The sequence below is a fragment of the Dermabacter vaginalis genome (assembly GCF_001678905.1).
GTDB classification, from domain to species: Bacteria; Actinomycetota; Actinomycetes; order Actinomycetales; family Dermabacteraceae; genus Dermabacter; species Dermabacter vaginalis.
On the sequence record NZ_CP012117.1, the window covers coordinates 1931145 to 1948341 of the forward strand.

17 protein-coding genes are annotated in these 17197 nt (G+C 63.5%); 9 read left to right on the forward strand and 8 right to left on the reverse strand.

Going from position 1 to position 17197, the window contains the following annotated elements; genetic code table 11:
* Positions 1-5 precede the first annotated feature (5 nt).
* The 3 genes from DAD186_RS08525 to DAD186_RS08535 form a co-directional block, all read right to left on the reverse strand.
* Positions 6-1715 carry an isopeptide-forming domain-containing fimbrial protein gene (locus DAD186_RS08525; protein WP_065248304.1) on the reverse strand — a complete coding sequence of 570 codons (1710 nt, stop codon included), beginning with the start codon at positions 1713-1715 and terminating at the stop codon, positions 6-8.
* Positions 1716-1916: 201 nt separating this feature from the next.
* Positions 1917-2690: a signal peptidase I gene (lepB, locus tag DAD186_RS08530; protein WP_082991158.1), complete on the reverse strand. Its 774-nt coding sequence runs from the start codon at positions 2688-2690 to the stop codon at positions 1917-1919.
* A gap of 101 nt (positions 2691-2791) precedes the next feature.
* Positions 2792-4162, reverse strand: a complete 1371-nt coding sequence (locus tag DAD186_RS08535; protein WP_167550779.1) for an MFS transporter — start codon at positions 4160-4162, stop codon at positions 2792-2794.
* 98 nt (positions 4163-4260) lie between these two features.
* Between DAD186_RS08535 and DAD186_RS08540 the strand changes: the two genes are divergently transcribed.
* From DAD186_RS08540 to trmB, 5 genes are all read left to right on the forward strand, one after another.
* Positions 4261-4944 (forward strand): NAD(P)H-binding protein, encoded by a 684-nt coding sequence (locus tag DAD186_RS08540; RefSeq protein ID WP_065248305.1) that lies wholly within the window; start codon positions 4261-4263, stop codon positions 4942-4944.
* A 79-nt stretch (positions 4945-5023) separates the two neighbouring features.
* A complete protein-coding gene (locus tag DAD186_RS08545; protein ID WP_082991160.1) occupies positions 5024-5782 on the forward strand; it encodes an HAD family hydrolase in 759 nt (252 codons plus the stop codon).
* On the forward strand, positions 5779-8301 hold the full coding sequence (locus DAD186_RS08550; protein WP_065248306.1) for a glycoside hydrolase family 65 protein: 2523 nt from the start codon (positions 5779-5781) through the stop codon (positions 8299-8301). Before DAD186_RS08545 ends, DAD186_RS08550 begins: the two co-directional genes overlap by 4 nt.
* 74 nt (positions 8302-8375) lie before the next feature.
* Positions 8376-8846, forward strand: a complete 471-nt coding sequence (locus DAD186_RS08555) for a QcrA and Rieske domain-containing protein (protein WP_065248307.1) — start codon at positions 8376-8378, stop codon at positions 8844-8846.
* Positions 8839-9642, forward strand: coding sequence for a tRNA (guanosine(46)-N7)-methyltransferase TrmB (gene trmB / locus DAD186_RS08560; RefSeq protein WP_082991161.1), 804 nt, complete (start codon positions 8839-8841; stop codon positions 9640-9642). Before DAD186_RS08555 ends, trmB begins: the two co-directional genes overlap by 8 nt.
* Before the next feature lie 13 nt (positions 9643-9655).
* Here trmB and DAD186_RS08565 read toward each other — a convergent pair whose 3' ends face one another.
* Both DAD186_RS08565 and DAD186_RS08570 read right to left on the reverse strand, forming a co-directional pair.
* A complete protein-coding gene (locus DAD186_RS08565; protein WP_065248309.1) occupies positions 9656-10366 on the reverse strand; it encodes a response regulator transcription factor in 711 nt (236 codons plus the stop codon).
* A gap of 5 nt (positions 10367-10371) precedes the next feature.
* Positions 10372-11643, reverse strand: a complete 1272-nt coding sequence (locus DAD186_RS08570; protein ID WP_065248310.1) for a sensor histidine kinase — start codon at positions 11641-11643, stop codon at positions 10372-10374.
* A 58-nt stretch (positions 11644-11701) separates the two neighbouring features.
* On the opposite strand from DAD186_RS08570, the gene phoU reads away from it, so the two are divergent.
* Complete coding sequence (gene phoU, locus DAD186_RS08575) at positions 11702-12379, forward strand: phosphate signaling complex protein PhoU (protein WP_065248311.1); 678 nt, start codon at positions 11702-11704, stop codon at positions 12377-12379.
* 402 nt (positions 12380-12781) lie between these two features.
* Complete coding sequence (locus DAD186_RS08580; protein ID WP_065248312.1) at positions 12782-13159, forward strand: DUF4235 domain-containing protein; 378 nt, start codon at positions 12782-12784, stop codon at positions 13157-13159.
* 82 nt (positions 13160-13241) lie between these two features.
* Here the strand turns inward: DAD186_RS08580 and DAD186_RS08585 are convergent, their stop codons facing one another.
* The gene (locus DAD186_RS08585) at positions 13242-14069 is read right to left on the reverse strand and encodes a DUF3800 domain-containing protein (protein WP_065248313.1); all 828 of its coding nucleotides are present in this window, start codon (positions 14067-14069) and stop codon (positions 13242-13244) included.
* 407 nt (positions 14070-14476) lie between these two features.
* Complete coding sequence (locus DAD186_RS08590) at positions 14477-14965, reverse strand: hypothetical protein (protein ID WP_082991162.1); 489 nt, start codon at positions 14963-14965, stop codon at positions 14477-14479.
* A gap of 231 nt (positions 14966-15196) precedes the next feature.
* Here DAD186_RS08590 and DAD186_RS08595 point away from each other — a divergent pair, with 231 nt between their 5' ends.
* Positions 15197-15679 carry a CarD family transcriptional regulator gene (locus DAD186_RS08595; RefSeq protein ID WP_055089928.1) on the forward strand — a complete coding sequence of 161 codons (483 nt, stop codon included), beginning with the start codon at positions 15197-15199 and terminating at the stop codon, positions 15677-15679.
* Entirely contained in the window at positions 15679-15984 is a 306-nt protein-coding gene (locus DAD186_RS08600; RefSeq protein ID WP_065248314.1) for a PTS sugar transporter subunit IIB, read from the forward strand. The genes DAD186_RS08595 and DAD186_RS08600 overlap by 1 nt, the downstream gene beginning before the upstream one ends.
* Positions 15985-16160: 176 nt before the next feature.
* Here the strand turns inward: DAD186_RS08600 and galE are convergent, their stop codons facing one another.
* Positions 16161-17126 carry a UDP-glucose 4-epimerase GalE gene (gene galE / locus DAD186_RS08605; RefSeq protein ID WP_065248315.1) on the reverse strand — a complete coding sequence of 322 codons (966 nt, stop codon included), beginning with the start codon at positions 17124-17126 and terminating at the stop codon, positions 16161-16163.
* Positions 17127-17197 lie beyond the last annotated feature (71 nt).

The following is a 17197-nucleotide window of genomic DNA, read 5'->3' on the forward strand; positions in this document are numbered from 1 at the left end:
GACTCTCAGGCCTCAGCGCGCTTGCGGTTGCGTGCAACGATGCCAAAGCCAGCAAGCAGCATCACTGCGAGGCCGCCTGCGGTGAACAACACCGTACCCATGCCACCGGTGGAGGGGAGATCCGAGCCGGAGGAGTTGGTGACATCCTGTTTCATGGTCGCAGTCGAGAGATCACCAGGAGCTCCCTTGCCGTCAACGGTCGCGAGGGAAAGCTTCGTGAGCTCGCCCTTGCCGTTCTCGGCGTTCTCCTGGTGCTCAGCGCTGATGCCGAAGCGCATGTCGTTAGTCGGAAGCTGGTAGCCGGTCGGGGCCTTCGTCTCGCGAAGAGCGTAGTTACCAGCATCGAGACCCTTGAAAGAGAACGGGGCATCAGCCTTGGTCACGACGGTGGTCGCGTCATCCTGGTTCGGGGTCCAGCCGATGACCTTCTCGTTGCTGTCGAGAATGGCGAATTCGCCGTTCTCGCTCGAGTCAAGCGAGCCGTCCCCGTTGTAGGTGAAGCCGCGGGTCAGCACAAACTCAGCACCGGAAAGCTTGTCTCCGGTCCACCGATCAACCTTGGTGTTCTCAACGGTGTAGGTGAACACCCAGGTGTGGTCCTCGGGGGTCTTGCCTTCGTGATCGCCTTCGCCCTCAAGGGCGCTCTTCTGGAAGTAGACGAGCGACTTGTTGCCGTTGCCCTTGTCGTCGATCGCGGCCTTGTCGTTAAGCTTTGCCGTGTACTTGACGTCGATCTTCGAATCAGCGGTGGCGTTCGGGGCAGCCTTCTTGAGGTCAGCAAAGTCCACGGAGAAGGTCTTGCCGCCCGCGTAGTGGCCCTCGGTGTCCGAAGCCGGCTTCACTGCGGAAACCGTGAAGCCCTCGGTGATTTCCTTGTCGTCCACGTAGACCTTGACATTCTGCGGGTCGTCGAATCCCTTGGAGAGGGTGTCGCGGAAGCCGTACTTGTAGCTGTCGAAGTCGGCGTAGTTCGAGGGAAGCGTGCCGTGGAGAACGAAGGGCACGTCGTCGCCGATGTTGTAGTCGGCGGTCTCACCAAGCTTGTTGGTGGAGTTTTCCTCGACCTGCTTGTCGTGGCTGGGGACCGAGGTCTTCACGTCAACGGTCACCGGGCCCACGACCTTGAGGATCGGGGAAGTGGCAGCCGTGACCTTCGCCGGGTTCCGGTCCACCACAACGTAGTAGCCAGCATCCACGGTCTTCGCCGTGTACTCGTAAATGCCCTCTTCGGTCTCCGACGGCGTGAGGGTGAAGTTTACCGGGGTGTACGAGTCGTCGCGCACGATGTGCTTCGCAACGATCTTCGAGAGCTTGGTGGCATCCGCACCGGTGAGGCCGGAGAACTTCGCGGCGAGCTCGGCAGCGTTTTCTTTGCCGGTGATGGCCGCGAACGCCGGATCAGTCGACTCGCCAAGCTCCTTGAGGAGCCCGTCCTTATCGATGCCCTCGCCCCACGAGATCATCGTGAGGCCGGTCGGCTCGGTCGGGTCTGCGCCCTCTTTGGGAAGCGGCGACTGCTGGCCCTTAAAGATCTGGTAGGCGGCGAGGTCCTGGTCGTGCTGCTTGGACTTGATCGTGATGGCCGGATCCTCGTCATTACCGACGGGTGCAGCGTGGGCGAGGGGCGAGACGAGCACAGCGAGCGCCGCGAAGAGTGCGACGAGAACGGTGAGCAGGCCTCCCTTCGCCACGTTGCGGTGAGCATGCGTAAACATGTGGTTCTTTTCCTATCTGTCGTAAGCGCACACGTCTCGTGCGCGCGGGGATATCGAAAGGTCACGCTCACCGGGGCGGGGGCTATTACGCACGGCCACTCGCGGCAGAGCATTTCGAGGTTATACCCAGAGTTACCGCGAGGCTAATTGTTGAGCAAATAGTTATCGAATTGTTATGCAACTGCCCGAATGACAACCGTTTTAGTCGACCCACGTCACATGTGTCAGCGGCCATACGACGGCCTTGACGGTTCCCAGGACTTGATCCTCGGCAACGGTGCCGAGGTGCTCTGAGCGTGAATCGATCGACGTGCTGCGGTGATCACCAAGCACGAAGTAGCGGCCTTCGGGAACCTGGTACGGGAAGGTGATGTCCACGTTGCCACCCTCGCCGGGGTCGAGCACGTAGCTCTCATCGAGCTTCTCGCCGTTGACGATCACGCGGCCATCCTCAGCGAAGTCGATCCAGTCCCCCGGGAAGCCCACCACACGCTTGAGGAGAACCTTGTTGTTGTAGTAAAAGGCCACGATATCGCCGGTTTCAAGGCTCTTTGAATGCGTCGTAACCGCGAGGTCGCCGTCATGGAAAGTCGGCTCCATGGACGTGCCGCGTATCTGCAGCACGGAAAGGAAGAACGTGGAAATGAGGATGCCCACGGCTGCCGTGACCACGGCAACTTCGAGCACGCGGCCGAGGATTTTCCAGCGGGAGCGGGCCTTGCGCGGGGCCTCGCTTGCGTCCTTCGCGCTCTGATTCGCGGGCTCCGAGCTGGTCTCGCTAACGGTCCCGGCAGGGGCCGCGGCACGCTTACCTTCGCGGTTCGGCTTGGGCGACTCGCCCCCGGCAGCCGGCTCCCCTTCATTCACCTTCGAGGCAGGCGCGCGGCGCTTCCCCTTCGGCTTATTCTCAACTGCATTGTTACCGAGATCGGGACGAGGCTCGTTGGCATTCGCTGAGCCGCGATGAGTCGCCATGCGCGCCTCCCCTCTCCAGTGTCTCCGATTGCGTGGTAGCTATAAGAATAACCATGCGAGGCGCGGCAGTGCGCGCGGGCGAGTGCGCCACTTGGCGCGAGTCACGGTAACTTCACGGGCGCGTACTCGGGAAGCACGCGATGCAGCCATGCGGCGCCACCCCACAGGAGCCCCGACGTGAGCAAAGCCGCCCACCCCACGGGCAACGCGAGCGTCACAATCGACACGAGAAGAGGTGCCGAAAGCCGCCCCGCCCCCATGAGCGTGTTCCACCGCGCGAGGTCGCGCGTGCGGGTCGAGGTATTCGAAAGATCGATTCCGAGGGTCATCATGATTCCCGAACCAAGTCCGTTGCCGATCCCCGCGACGATCTGCGCGATAAGCAGCACCGCAAATCCCGTGCCACCCGCCGAAAGGCCCGCCCCGCCGAGTGCAAAAGGCGCCGCGAGCGCAAAACCAAGCCCGAGGATGCTCATGCACGGCACGATCGCCGCGGCTCTCCCCCAGCGATCCATGATCACGCCCGCGGGATAAAACAGCAGAATCTCGATCGCGGCGGCAATGCCGAAAATGAGCGTGACGTCCTTTTCCGTGAGCCCCATCGCCACCGCCATGAGCGGCACGATGATCGGCCGGTTCGTGCGCGCCGCGGCAAGCGGCAGCACCCCGAGCGCCACGCGCAACATGTCTCGAAACGTCAATTGGCGCCCGAGGGCACCGGTCACGGTCTCGGGTTCGCGAGGTTTTTCCACGCCGGCGGGCTTCGCCTCACCGCCTTCAGGTCCGACGGTTGCCGGGCGAGCGTCGGAAACTTTCCCTCCCGGCGATGCATCGCCCTCGAGCATGCGCGCCCACACGCACCACACCGCGACCGCCACGAGAACGGAATAGAGGTAGAACACCCACGGGGCGTGCCCCACCCACAGCACCGCCGAGGAGAGAAGCGGGCCGAGAATCTCACCGATGCGCACCGCGCCGCCGAACGAGGTCATGCCCCGAGCGCGCACGCGCGGCGGAAGGTGGGTGCCAAGATAAGCCTGGCGGCCAAGGTTCCACACGATCATGCACGCGCCCTGCACCACGAGCGCGCCAATCAGCACCCATCTGTGCCACGCAGAGGGCGTTCCCGCGAGCGCATCCCCCACGACCGCCCCGAGACCGAGGTTGAGCACGATGAGCAAAACCCCCGTCGCGAGGATCGCACGGCGCTCCCCCACGCGCGCCATGAGCTTGCCGGCGGGAACGGTGCCCACGACCGAAAGGATGCCCGCGATGAGGCCGAGGGCCGCAGCGCCCGAGATGGAAAAGCCCATGCGGATCGCGATGAGCGGAAGGATCGGCAGGATCGCAGCGTTGCCCGAGAACTGCAGCGCCGTAGGCACATACACGGGAAGAATGAGAGGCCTGAGCGCCGCGCCGGCTTCGGATGTGCCGCGGCCGAGGTGCCGGGTGCGAGGCTCGTTTTTCGCCACACCCGCTCCTTCTTTCATAGACTCACCACGAAGCGGCCCTCGCGCCGCCTTCTCGCGCTTCCCGCCCGCGCGGCACGGCCGCGCAGAAAGATTCTGCCATGAGCACACCCGAGCACCGCGAAGTTCTCACGATCGTCGACGCCGCAAGTGCACTCGGCGACACCCTCGTGAGCGAGTCCTACCTTGCCCTGCGCACAGGCGGCGAGGTCAAGGCCCTGAGCGCCCACCCGGAAAACCTCACACGATTTTCACGCGCGATCAGCTACGAGGCCATCCCCCACGACCTTGGCGAGTACGCTTCGGCACTCGGCGGCACGAGCGCCCTCCTGCTCGTGATCGAAAACAACGAGGAGGCCGAGGCCCTCACCACCCGAACAATCCGCGCGATGCGGCGCGCAGGCGTGAGGCGGCTCATCGCGGCAGCGCCCCTCGATGCCCTCGCCTACACCGTTCATGGCACGCGCGATGCCGAAGCTCCCCGCCGAGAGCGCCCACTCACCGAGAGAGCGAAGAAGGCGTGGGCAAGCGTCGGAAGCCCGAACCCCGGCCTGCTGGGTGCCCGCCGGGCCCTCGAACTCGTGCGGCGCTCGGGCCTCGAGACCACACTCCTGCTCCACCCGCCGATCCTCGTGGCCCCCGGGCCCGCCACCGTCACCCGAACCCCCGCCGCCTACGCCCCGACCGCGAGCGCCGAAATCACCGCCGCGAACGCCGCCCGCGCGATCCTTTCTGCCCGCACCGATTCCTCGATCGGCGCCGAAGACGTGCTGAGCGAAGGCTGAGTCGAGAGAAAAGTCAAAAATCCCGGCCGCCATTGGGAACTGTGCAGCGCCTTCCAGGCCGTGCCCCTATCGTGGTGCCGTGACTGAGAACGCGACAAACGCACCCCAGAATCTTCCGCCCGCCGCCTCCTTCAACGCGGCCGACTTTGACGCCTATCTCTTCGACCTCGACGGGGTCGTGACCCCCACCGCCGACGTGCACATGCGCGCATGGTCCCGCATGTTCAACCAGGTGCTCGTGGACTACGAGGGCCAGGCCAAATACACCGACATGGACTACTTCACGTACGTGGATGGTAAGCCGCGCTACGACGGCGTGAGGAGCTTCCTCACCTCGCGCGGTATCGAGCTTCCCGAGGGCACGCCCGAGGATGCCCCCGCCGCGATGACCGTGTGCGGGCTCGGCAACCGCAAGAACGCCCTCGTGCTCGAGATCCTCGAACAGGAAGGCGTGGAGCCCTACCCCGGCACGCTCGCCTTCCTCGATTCCCTTCCCGAAACCGCGAAAGTCGCGATCGTCTCCAGCTCGAAGAACGCTCGCACCGTGCTCAAGGCCGCGGGGCTCCTCGAACGCTTCGAGGTCATCGTGGACGGCAACGTCGCCGCCGAAAATTCGATTCCCGGCAAGCCCGCACCCGACACCTACCTCTACGGTGCGAAACTCGTGGGTGTGCCCGCCGAAAAGGCCGTGGTGCTCGAAGATGCCACGAGCGGCGTGAAGGCCGGTGCCGCCGGCAATTTCGGCGCCGTCATCGGCGTCAACCGCGGCGTGGGCCAGGAAGCACTTGCCGAAGCCGGTGCCACGATCGTTGTGGACGACCTCAAGGAGCTGGCATGAGCATCCACAAAGTCTCCGCCGATCCCATGGACAGGGTCCACCTTCCCGTCAACGAGTGGCAGCTCGTGGAAGCGCGTCCCGGCGCCGATCTCGGCTTCCTCGAAACGATCTTCGCCACCGCGAACGGCTACCTCGGCATGCGCGGCACCCCCGAAGAAGGCCGCGACGTGGCAAGCCACGGCACGTTCCTCAATGGCTTCCACGAAACCTGGCCCATCAAGCACGCCGAAAACGCCTTCGGATTCGCGAAAACCGGCCAGACGATCGTCAACGCCCCCGATTCGACCGTCATCAAGCTGTACGTGGACGATGAACCGCTCAACGTCTCCACGAGCGACCTGCTCGAATACAAGCGCTGGATCGACTTTCGCGAAGGCGTGCTGCGCCGCGACCTCCTGTGGCGCACCCCGAGCGGCGCCCACGTGCGCGTGCGCTCAAGCCGCATGGTGAGCTTCACCGACCGCCACCTCGCGCTCATGTCCCTCGAGGTCGAGATGGTCAAGGGCAGCGCCCCTATCGCCATCTCCTCACAGATCATCAACCGCCAGGACCTCGACCTCGATGCCGCGCCCGCCACAGCTCCGCTCGCTGGTGACAACAAGCATGATCCGCGGCAAACCACGTCGTTTGACACGCGCGTGCTCGTGCCAGAGGGCAACCACGCCTCCGGCGACCGCGTGCTCATGGGCTACCGCACCGCCCACTCCGGAATCGGCATCGGCGTTGCCGCCGACCACGAAGTGGAAACCGAGATCGACTTCCAGAGCCTCGTCAAAATTGACGACGACATGGGCCGCTTCATCATGCGCGGCGAGCTGCCCGAAGGCGAAAAGTTCCTCGTCAAGAAAGCTGTGGCCTACCACTACGCGGCGGGCGTGCCCGTGCGGGAGCTCCAGGACCGCTGCCGCCGCACGCTCGACCGGGTGCACAAGCACGCCTTCGAGCACTACCACGACGCGCAGCGCGAATTCCTCGGGGGCTTCTGGAAGCGCTCCGACGTGCGCATCGAGGGCCAAAGCGCCGTGCAGCAAGCGAGCCGCTGGTGCATCTACCAGCTCGCCCAGGCCGCCGCTCGAGCCGACCAGGCCGGCGTTCCCGCAAAAGGCATGACCGGCTCCGGTTACGAGGGCCACTACTTCTGGGACACCGACATCTACGTGGTCCCGTTCCTCACGTTCACCTCGCCCGAATGGGCCCGCAACGCCCTGCGGTTCCGCGTGAACCTGCTCGATGCCGCGCGCGAGAGGGCCCGCGAGCTCAACCAGCGCGGCGCTCTCTTCCCGTGGCGCACGATCAACGGCGACGAGGCGAGTGCCTACTACGCGGCAGGAACCGCGCAGTACCACATCGATGCCGACATCGCGTGGGCCTTCGCCACCTACAACGACATCACGGGCGACACGAGCTTCCTCGATCTCCAAGGCGCCGAAGTTCTCGCCGAAACGGCGCGCATGTGGGCCGATCTTGGCTTCTGGCGCACGAACGGCGATCGCACCTTCCACATTCACGGCGTGACCGGCCCCGACGAATACACGACGGTCGTCAACAACAACCTGTTCACGAACGTCATGGCGAAATACAACCTCGAGCGGGCCGCCCGCACGCTGCGTGACCTGCGCGAACGCCTCCCAGAGACCTACCGCGCGCTGGTGCAGAAAATCGACCTCGACGAGCGCGAGATCGACGAATGGCAGGCGTGCGCCGAAGGCATGTACATCGAGTTCGACGACACGATGGGCATCCACCCGCAGGACGACCGCTTCCTCGACCGCGAAGTGTGGGATATCAAAGCCACCCCGCCCGAAAAATTCCCGCTCCTGCTCAACTACCACCCGCTCGTGATCTACCGCTTCCAGGTCATCAAACAGGCCGACGTTGTGCTCGCGACCTACCTGCGCAGCGCCGAGTTCACCACCGAACACAAGAAGGCGAACTTCGAGTACTACGACCCGATCACCACGGGCGACTCGACCCTCTCGGCGGTCGTGCAGTCGATCATGGCCGCCGAAGTGGGCCACCAAGACCTTGCCCTCGACTACTTCCTCACGGGCCTTTACGTGGACCTCGCCGACCTCCACAAAAACACGAAAGACGGCGTGCACATCGCCTCCGCGGGCGGCGTGTGGAACGGCCTCGTGGCGGGATTCGGCGGCATGCGCTTCAACGACGGCGCCATCAGCTTCGACCCGCGCCTTCCCGACGAATGGCCCGCCCTCGAATTCCCCCTCACCGTGCGCGAAAGCCGCTTCACCGTGCGCATCACGAAGGGCGAGATCAGCTTCGTGCTCGAAGAAGGCAACGAGCTTGACGTGAGCGTGCGCGGCAAAACCGTGCGCATCACGAGTGAAGGCGTGAGCGTTCCGCTTCGTGGCCAGGGCCCCCTCCTCGAAGATGGCCACCTCGAAGCGCACTACGTTGGCGACACGCGCGCCGACGGCTCCGTGATTACCTCGACCGTGCCCGACCCCAACGCTCCGTGGGAATACCCCGAGGCGGCGATTGAGGGCCACGAAGGCTAGGTCGCAGGGTTAAGATTGAGGTCCGACGGTTGCCCGGCAAGCGTCGGACCCTGTTTTTTCATCGAAAGAGAGTCATGAAACCGCGCATCGTTCGTGCTGACCTTCCCGCAGAGCCCACCCGCGAGCTGCCGCCGTGCGTGAAGCGGCGCGACCTCGGCGCACTCGGCCTCACGGGCGCCGCCGCCCTCGCCCTCGCCGGCTGCGGGCCCGATCGCGGCGGCCTCAAGGCAAAGGAAGTCCAGGTGGATGAGTCGGGGGCCGTGGCGCTTGAAGATCTGCCCGAGAACCAGACGACAATCGTGAACTTCGGTGGGCAGCGCGCCTTTGTGGCGGTGGTGCGCGGAAGCGGCGAGGACCTTCACGGCTTCGAGGCGTACTGCACGCACCAGGGCTGCGCCCTCAACCCCGAGGGGCCCGTGCTGCACTGCCCGTGCCACGATTCGACATTCGATTCGGAAACTGGCGACGTCAAGGGTGGGCCGGCCGAGGAGCCCCTCGTGAAGGTCTCGCTCAGCGTGGCGGATGGCAAGGTCACCCGTGCCTGAGCGGCCTGAACTGACGAGCGACGGGCGCGTGCGGCGCGAGGTCGTGAGCTTCGTGCGGCGCGGCTCCCGCCTCAACGCGGCCCAGGAGCGGGCATGGCAGACCCATGCGCAGCAGTACGTCGTGGACGTGCCCCGCGGGGCGCGTTCGACCCTCGCTGATCCCTCGGTGCGGCTCTCAGTGCCGGAACTGTTCAGAAATAACAACCCGCTCATTGTGGAGATCGGCTCCGGTCAGGGCGATTGCGTGGCCGCCGCTGCCGCCTCACGCCCAGGCGAGAACTTCCTCGCCCTCGAGGTGTACAAACCGGGAATCGCGCAAACGATGCTCCACCTCGAACGGCTCGGCCTCCCCCAGAACGTCAAAATGCTCGAGGTTGACGCCGAAAACTCCCTCCCCACGCTTCTCGGGCCCGAGTCGATCCGCGAAGTGTGGATCTTCTTCGCCGATCCGTGGCACAAAACGAAGCACCACAAACGCCGCCTCATCTCCCCCGAGTTCTTGCGCGTGCTCACAGGGCTGCTCGAGCCGGGCGGAATCATCCGCACCGCAACCGACTGGGCCGACTACGCCGAGCATCAACACGCCGCCTTCGAGACCGTCGCGGCCGAAGGGCTGCTCGTAAACCTGTACCCCGAAGGGCCTCGGCCCGAGGGCACGGCCTCGGATCCGGTGAGCGAGGCGATGCCGCGCGTGGGGTTCGCCCCTCGATTCGATGGGCGCGTGCGCACCGCCTTCGAGAAGAAAGCGACCGCCGCGGGCCGGCTCGTGTGGGAGTTCGCCTACCAAAAGGCGTAAACGCGCCGGGTGGTTAGGCCTCCGCGGGCGATTCGAACTTGTAGCCGAGGCCGCGCACCGTCACGATGAGTTCCGGGCTCTTCGGATTGACCTCGATCTTCGCGCGCAAGCGCTTGATGTGCACATCGAGGGTCTTCGTGTCGCCCACGTAATTCGAGCCCCACACGCGGTCAATGAGCTGGCCGCGCGTGAGCACGCGATCGGCGTTACGCAGGAGGATCTCAAGCAGCTCAAATTCCTTGAGCGGCAGCGGCGTATCTTCACCGCGCACGCGCACCACGTGGCGGTCAACGTTCATCTCAATGCCGCCGGCCGTCAGAACCGCCTCGTCTTCCTCGCCCTCCTGGTTTGTGGCCTTCTGCTGCTCGCCGCGGCGAAGCACCGCCTTAATGCGGGCGAGAAGCTCACGCGAAGAATACGGTTTCGTCACGTAGTCATCGGCGCCAAGCTCGAGGCCGAGAACCTTATCGAACTCGTCATCCTTCGCGGTGAGCATGATGACGGGAACGCTCGAGGTTTTACGGATCTCGCGGCACACATCGGTGCCGCTCATACCGGGAAGCATGAGATCGAGAAGCACGAGATCAGCGCCGTGCACCTGGAACACCGCGAGTCCACGGTCGCCCGTGTTCGCGACAGCGACCTCGTATCCCTCCTTGCGCAGCGAGTAGCTGAGCGCGTCGGAGAAACTCTCCTCGTCTTCAACAATGAGGATGCGTGCCATGATTCCTATTCTCCTGTGTGAACGGGCAGGTCCCTGGGTGAATCGTCGGCGAGCTCGGGAATGCGAAGCGTGAACGTCGAACCCGAGCCCTCCTTCGACCATACTGTGACGTCGCCACCGTGGTTGCTCGCAATGTGCTTCACGATCGACAAACCGAGACCGGTGCCGCCGGTCGCACGAGAGCGAGCCTTATCCACGCGATAGAAGCGCTCAAAAATGCGCTCCATGTTTTCAGGCGAAATGCCGATGCCCTCATCCTTCACGGAAATCTCGACCATACCGTTATGGCGGCGAGTCGACACACCGATGAGGGTGTTCGGCGGTGAGTACGTAATCGCGTTCATGATGAGGTTCGACAGCGCCGTGGTGAGCATCGTCGAGCTTCCGAACACCTCGAGGTTCGGCGTGCCGCCAGACTGGATCGTCATGCCGTGGCCCGAGGCGAGGTTCTGGTTGAGGGCAACAGCTTCGGCCACCACGGAATCAACATCGACCGAGGAGGCGTCGGCAAACGACTGCGCACCCTGCACGCGCGACAGTTCAATGATTTCCTGCACGAGGAGGGAGAGGCGCCGCGATTCGGTTTGCATGCGGCCCGCGAAGCGGCGCACGGCCTCCGGGTCATCGGCCGCATCCTCCATCGTTTCGGCAAGAAGCGTGAGCGCGCCTACGGGTGTTTTCAGCTCGTGGGAAACGTTCGCCACGAAATCGCGGCGGGTTTCCTCCACGCGGGACTGCTTCGTGAGGTCATCGGCAAGCACAAGAATGCGGCGCGAACTACTGAGGGCGCCCACGCGCACGCTCACAACCGTGGGCGTGTTCTGGTCCGAGCGCGTGTTCTTCGCGTTCGTGAGCACCTGCTCGCGAAAACCGCCCTGGCGCGACACCTGGGTGACGATATCGATAAGGTCGCGATGCGCGAGCCGCGGATAATCCCCGCCGGTCGTGCGCACGAGCCCGTAACTGTAGGCGAGGGGCGAAGCGCGCAGCACATCGCCGCTTGAATCAAGCAGAACGTATGCACTCGAGAGGATCGACAGCACCTCGGAGGTTGGCTCCGTAATGGCCGGCTTCGGCGGTTCGGGCACGGAACGGCTCCCGCGCAACGCCGCATACATCGCCACAGCCCCCGCCACGAGCCCGCAGAGGGCGGCGGCAATGAGGAGGGCAACGGAATTCACCCTATAAGGGTACGCGCTCGCGCATTCCGACGCCTGCTCGGACCCCATCGAATCCACTTTCGTTTCCTGGTTATTCACCTTGAGGTTTGCATACATTCACCTCCCGCCGGGAAGATGGGATCACAGTATTGCCTCTAGAGAAAAGGACGATCCGATGCGTGCCGCATTCCAGAATGAACTTCAGGTCCTGCGCGAAGGCCTGATGGAAATGAACTCCCTTGTGGCCACCGCACTTGAGGATGCCTCGAAGGCGCTGCTCACCGGCGATCTCGCGCTCGCCGAACAGGTCATTGTTCGCGACCAGGAGATCGACGACCTCCAGGCCGAGCTCGACGAGAAGTCGGTCGACATTCTCGCGACCCAGTCGCCCGTTGCCACCGACCTGCGCACAGTCGTCGCCACGCTCCGCATGAGCGCCTCGCTCGAGCGCATGGGCGATCTCGCCGCCCACATCGCTCTCGTGCTGCGCCGCCGCCACCCGAATGAGGTCATCCCCGCAGACCTGAAGTCGGCCATTGAAACCCTCGCCGATCTGAGCCTCAACGCCGTGAAAGATGCAGGCAAGGTCCTCGACACTTACGACGTTGCTCTCGCTGCCGTCGTTGAGGAGCGCGACAACAACCTCGACCGCGCGATGGACGAGGTCTACGCCGCCCTCTCTGCCGATGATGCCCCCTACTCCGTGAAGGAATCGGTGGATCTCGCTCTGCTCGCCCGCTTCTACGAGCGCCTCGGCGACCACGCCGTCTCGGTGGCGCGCCGCGTGGTGTTCCTCGTGACGGGCGACGCGCTCGACTCGCACACCCCCCACACGGACGTCACCGAGTTCTGATCCGCGAGCGCGGCGGCGGCACGGCCAGCAGAAGAGTTTGCGGCCTGCGCCTTCGTTGCTGCGCACACTTCCACGCGGGGTCCCGGCACGAGCCGGGGCCCCGCATTTCGCTGCAGCTTCCGCTCCCTCAGCTCCACCCGCCTCACCCCCCTCTCGACGAAAGTGGTCAAAAACGGCACTGATCCACCAATTTTCAACGCGAGGTGGCGGTTTATCACCACTTTGGATGGCACAGAAAAGGTAAGCAGGTGGATGGCACAGAAAAGGTAAGCAGATGGAGGGCCGACAAAGGTAAGCAGATGGAGGGCCGACGGTGGCCGGGCAACCGTCGGAATCCCAACTGATTCCAGACTCCCCCGGTAGCCTGGTGCGGTACCCGCATCAAAAGCGACAGGAGTTCCCATGCCCTCGAAGCCCAGCAATCCCTTGGTCGGCGCTATCGTGACGGTCGCCGGGATCGGCACGTCGATCCTCGCGAAGAAGGCGCTCGCTGCCGGCTGGCATCGCGCCTTCGATGAGGAAGTTCCCGACTCGAAGTTCGAGAAGCAGGCCAAGAAGGACCTCAAGGAACGTAAGAAGCAGGCCAAGAAGGACGGCGCCTCGAAAGCTGAGCTCAAGGAAATGACGAGCGAATACGAGGACGTCGACGCCTGGAAGGTCGCACTGTTCACGATCCTTTCGGGCGTGGTGATCACCGGTCTGCAGCAGGCTGCGAGGAAGGGCGCACAGTCGGGTGCGGAGCGTCTCGTGGCGCGTCGCCCGCGCGCGAACCGCGGCTAAGCAGCCCCTCAATCTTCGGGCCCGGCCCCCTTGGGGAGCCGGGCCCTCACGCTGCCCGCACGTCGCGCCCCTTCATAGACCATTAAGTGCCAAAGTTTCCCTGTTTCAACCATCGCTCACGACGAAAAAGCATTTCCGGCTTTACCGCTTCCGATTGCTCAGGGAGCCATAACTGTGAATGTTGCACGGTGCGTCTAGCCATGAGCTGTTCGAGGAGTTCAGGCGCCCACTGAAAAGAATCAGAATCAGTGAAGTGATAGTGCGAAGCACGGCTAAGAATCGCACACGCCCAATCAGCGAATTGCATCGCCCCATACCGGTGACTTTCCAGCTCCATGGGGACTTCGATTATGCGCTTCATAGGTTCGGGGCTCGACGCAGAATAAATGAACGCCGCCATGGCTGTAATCGCCTCTTCTCGAGGCATCGGGCCGCCTCGATCGAGGAGCACCAGAAGGTTTTGTTTCTGCTGATCCGCGTAAAAACACAGATTCTGAACAGCGCCGAGTAGAGCTCGCCGCGTCGTTTCGCTCGGCGTGCGGCCCGTTTCCTTTACCGTGCCTATCGGTTTGTGCTCACCGTAAAAATAGAAACGACCACCACGATCACTTAAGTAACGAGCGAGGTCCAACACCTGAGCATTGCGTGCCGGATATCGCTGTTGCGCACCGGTTGTATAGAGCTCTGCGCCTTTCTTTTCCCATCGACGTGGGTGTTTGCCCGAGGCCATAATATCCCGGCGAAACATACGATATTTTCGTTGCTCAAACCGCGCTCCGAACGCCCGCACTTGTGCCTCTGGCAGCACTATTCCCGCGTAACCGAAAAGCGGGTGGTGATGGAACTTCTTATGCTCCGGGGTCACGAAAGGGCCAACGTGCCCAAACTCATCTAGATACGCGACAAGCATAAGCAGCAGCTCCTTGAATTTTAACTGCGCGAGGGACGGCCACTGCGGGTCGTCCCTCGGAGTTAGCGCGTGGTCCGCGAAGGGACTGCTACTCACTTGTGACACTAACAGTGGATGGGTCCGGCTGCAATGGTGGTGTGAACTCCAGGCATCGCCAACCGGCGGTCTAAGCAGGCATTACCATCGTGACACGCCTGAATAATGCCGTCTTCCGATGGAGAACCATTGTGGATAAAGCGGCGTCGGGACTTCTCGCGCGTTCTCAGCCTCACCACGGGCCTGGCATCCGTCGGCCCCCACTCACGCACGCTTCATGGCGACGAAAAGTGCAGGGGCACGCCCCGAAACGGGGCCGTAGTGTCGTTTCCCCCGCCCTCAACGTGGGGTGAGCGGCGGAGTTTATGCGTCTACTGTTGCCCGGTTTGCTCCTCGGGCGCGAGATACTCGAGTGATTCGTCGAGCAGCTGCACGGTCAGGCGCTGCGTCTCTTCGCCTACCGTGACATCAACGAGAACGTTGTCGCCAGGTTTCTTCGAGGTCGTCACCTCGATGGGTTCAGCCCCCTCGCCACCGATCATGACGGTCTCGCCGGCGGGCACGTTGATGCTTGCGCTGCCGCTCGCCCCCTCAACGAACGTGAGCTGCACCGTGTAATCCTGCGACGACTGGTTCACCACTGCGCCCGTGACCTGCACGCCGTTCGCGCCTTCCACCGCGAGGAGGTTGCGCACGCCGATGGGCTGGGCGGCACCCTCGGGGGTGAAGTTCACCAGGGCACCTTCTGCCGGCTGGTAGAAGTGGTGGGTCTGCATGGGGTTGAAGTAGGCGCAGCCACTGAGACTAAAAGCGGCAATGCCCATGAGCGCGGCAGCGCGGGAGAGGGGACGAAGTTTCACTCTGGCTCCTGCGATTTTGAGGTCACGTGATGATCGATGACGTAAGGGTGTGCATCGCGAAGCGGGACTATCCAGCCGGGACTTAGAGCCCACCCGGAAGGAGCGCCGCCGCGCTAGCAGTTCCCTCACAGACTACCCCACAAGGCGCCCTCGCCGCCCAATCCTGCGGCGGCGAAATATAGCACACGAGCGAATGTTAGAATGGCTGCCGGACGAAAGGGACCTCAACTCATGAACTTTAATGTCGGCGAAACGGTCGTCTACCCGCACCACGGTGCGGCACTCATCGAAGAAGTCAACGAGCGCACCATTAAGGGCAAGGTGAAGAAGTACCTCAAGCTCAAGGTCGCGCAGGGTGATCTCACGATCGAGGTCCCGGCGGAAAACGTTGACATGGTGGGGGTTCGCGACGTCGTCGATCAGGAAGGTCTCGAAGAGGTTTTCGAGGTGCTTCGCCAGCCCTACGTTGAGGAACCCACCAACTGGTCGCGCCGCTACAAGGCGAACGTGGAAAAGCTCGCCTCGGGCGACATCAAGAAGGTTGCCGAAGTTGTGCGCGACCTGTGGCGCCGCGATCAGGATCGTGGCCTGAGCGCCGGCGAAAAGCGGATGCTTTCGAAGGCCCGCCAAATCCTCACCTCGGAGCTTGCACTTGCCGAGGATTGCTCGCAAGAGCGCGCTGAAGAAATTCTCGACGAGGTTCTCGCCTCCTGATGAAACACATTGCGGTTGTGTGCGGCGCCGGGGTAGCCACCTCGTCGGTGATCCGCAAACGCATTAAAGCGCACTACGACGTTCGCGGCATCGACGTGAACGTTACTCAGGCAACCGTGATGGATATGCTCTCGCCGCAGTTTTCTGCCGATGCAATCGTCACGACGGTCACCATCCCCTCCTCGATCGGCATCCCGCAGCTAAGCGGCATGCCGCTTCTGCTCGGCACAGATTCAAGCGTGACATTCGAGGCGCTCGACGAGTTGCTCGGCTTCACCTCGCGCCGCGAGGATCCGCAGGCCTAACCCTGTGCCGCGCAGGCTGGTCGCCGCGTAGTTTCGGTGGGTTCAAGGGCGCGCCTTGGTGAAGGCTTCGCGGTCCGACGGCTGCCCGCCCCCATCGTGTCGCGTTCGAAAAACACGGAGGGCGGCGGCCCACACAGTGGCGAGCCGCCGCCCTCAGCAATCAGAAATTCACCAGTTCAGTGGCAGGTCGTCGCCTCGACCGCCGAACGCACGATGTCATCGAGATCTTTCGAGCTCTTCCAGCCAAGCGCCTTCTCGATGCGCTCAGTGGAACACACGAGACGAGCGGGATCGCCCGCGCGGCGCGGCGACATTTCGGGTTCGATCTCCACGCCCTTGGCACGGGCGATCGCGTCGATCACTTCGAGAACGCTCGAGCCCTTTCCAGTGCCCACGTTGAATACGCGGTGCTCGCGCTCGTCGTTTTCGAGGTAGCCGAGGGCCGCGACGTGCGCGTCGGCGAGGTCCTCGACGTGCACGTAGTCGCGGATGCAGGTGCCGTCGGGAGTGTTGTAGTCGTTGCCAAACACCTTCGGGGTTTTGCCACTCTCGAGGGCATCGAGCACGATCGGCACGAGGTTCATCACGAGGGTGTCGGCGAGTTCCGGGGAACCGGCGCCGGCCACGTTGAAGTAGCGCAGGGCGACGGTGCGCATGCCGTGAGCGCGCTCGGCGTCGGCAAGCATCCATTCGCCCACGTACTTGGTCGCGCCGTAGGGGTTGATGGGTCGGCACTCGAGTTCCTCATCCACAAGGTCGACATCGGGCATGCCGTACACGGCGGCGGAGGAACTGAACACGAAGTCGCGCACGCCCGCGCGGGCGGCGGCGTCGAGAACGTTCGCGAGGCCGCCGATGTTGTCGTGCCAGTACATCTCCGGCTTTTCCACGGATTCGCCCACCTGCTTGTGGGCCGCGAAGTGAATCACGGCTTTCACGCCGCGTTCGCGCATCTCGCGCTCGAGAACCTCAACGGCACCGTCGGCGGTGACGTCCTGCTCGATGAGCGGGGCATCGCCGATGCGGTTGCGAAAGCCCGTCGAGAGATCGTCGACAACCGCGACGGACTCGCCGCGCTCGAGAAGAAGCTGTACAACGTGTGCGCCAATGTAACCTGCGCCACCAATAACCAAAGTCGTCATGGCTCTAGTCTAAGCACCCGCCTCGGCCGAACCTCCCCGAAATCTCTACGCAAATCACACGCCGCAACCAA

Coding starts and splice junctions, on each gene's coding strand:
- DAD186_RS08565 (WP_065248309.1), bottom strand. CDS start 10,366: ATGGCACGCATCCTCATTGTTGAAGACGAGGAGAGTTTCTCCGACGCG.
- DAD186_RS08580 (WP_065248312.1), top strand. CDS start 12,782: ATGCCCTCGAAGCCCAGCAATCCCTTGGTCGGCGCTATCGTGACGGTC.
- DAD186_RS08600 (WP_065248314.1), top strand. CDS start 15,679: ATGAAACACATTGCGGTTGTGTGCGGCGCCGGGGTAGCCACCTCGTCG.
- DAD186_RS08570 (WP_065248310.1), bottom strand. CDS start 11,643: ATGTATGCAAACCTCAAGGTGAATAACCAGGAAACGAAAGTGGATTCG.
- DAD186_RS08555 (WP_065248307.1), top strand. CDS start 8,376: ATGAAACCGCGCATCGTTCGTGCTGACCTTCCCGCAGAGCCCACCCGC.
- DAD186_RS08525 (WP_065248304.1), bottom strand. CDS start 1,715: ATGTTTACGCATGCTCACCGCAACGTGGCGAAGGGAGGCCTGCTCACC.
- DAD186_RS08550 (WP_065248306.1), top strand. CDS start 5,779: ATGAGCATCCACAAAGTCTCCGCCGATCCCATGGACAGGGTCCACCTT.
- lepB (WP_082991158.1), bottom strand. CDS start 2,690: ATGGCGACTCATCGCGGCTCAGCGAATGCCAACGAGCCTCGTCCCGAT.
- DAD186_RS08540 (WP_065248305.1), top strand. CDS start 4,261: ATGAGCACACCCGAGCACCGCGAAGTTCTCACGATCGTCGACGCCGCA.
- phoU (WP_065248311.1), top strand. CDS start 11,702: ATGCGTGCCGCATTCCAGAATGAACTTCAGGTCCTGCGCGAAGGCCTG.
- galE (WP_065248315.1), bottom strand. CDS start 17,126: ATGACGACTTTGGTTATTGGTGGCGCAGGTTACATTGGCGCACACGTT.
- DAD186_RS08595 (WP_055089928.1), top strand. CDS start 15,197: ATGAACTTTAATGTCGGCGAAACGGTCGTCTACCCGCACCACGGTGCG.
- DAD186_RS08585 (WP_065248313.1), bottom strand. CDS start 14,069: ATGCTTGTCGCGTATCTAGATGAGTTTGGGCACGTTGGCCCTTTCGTG.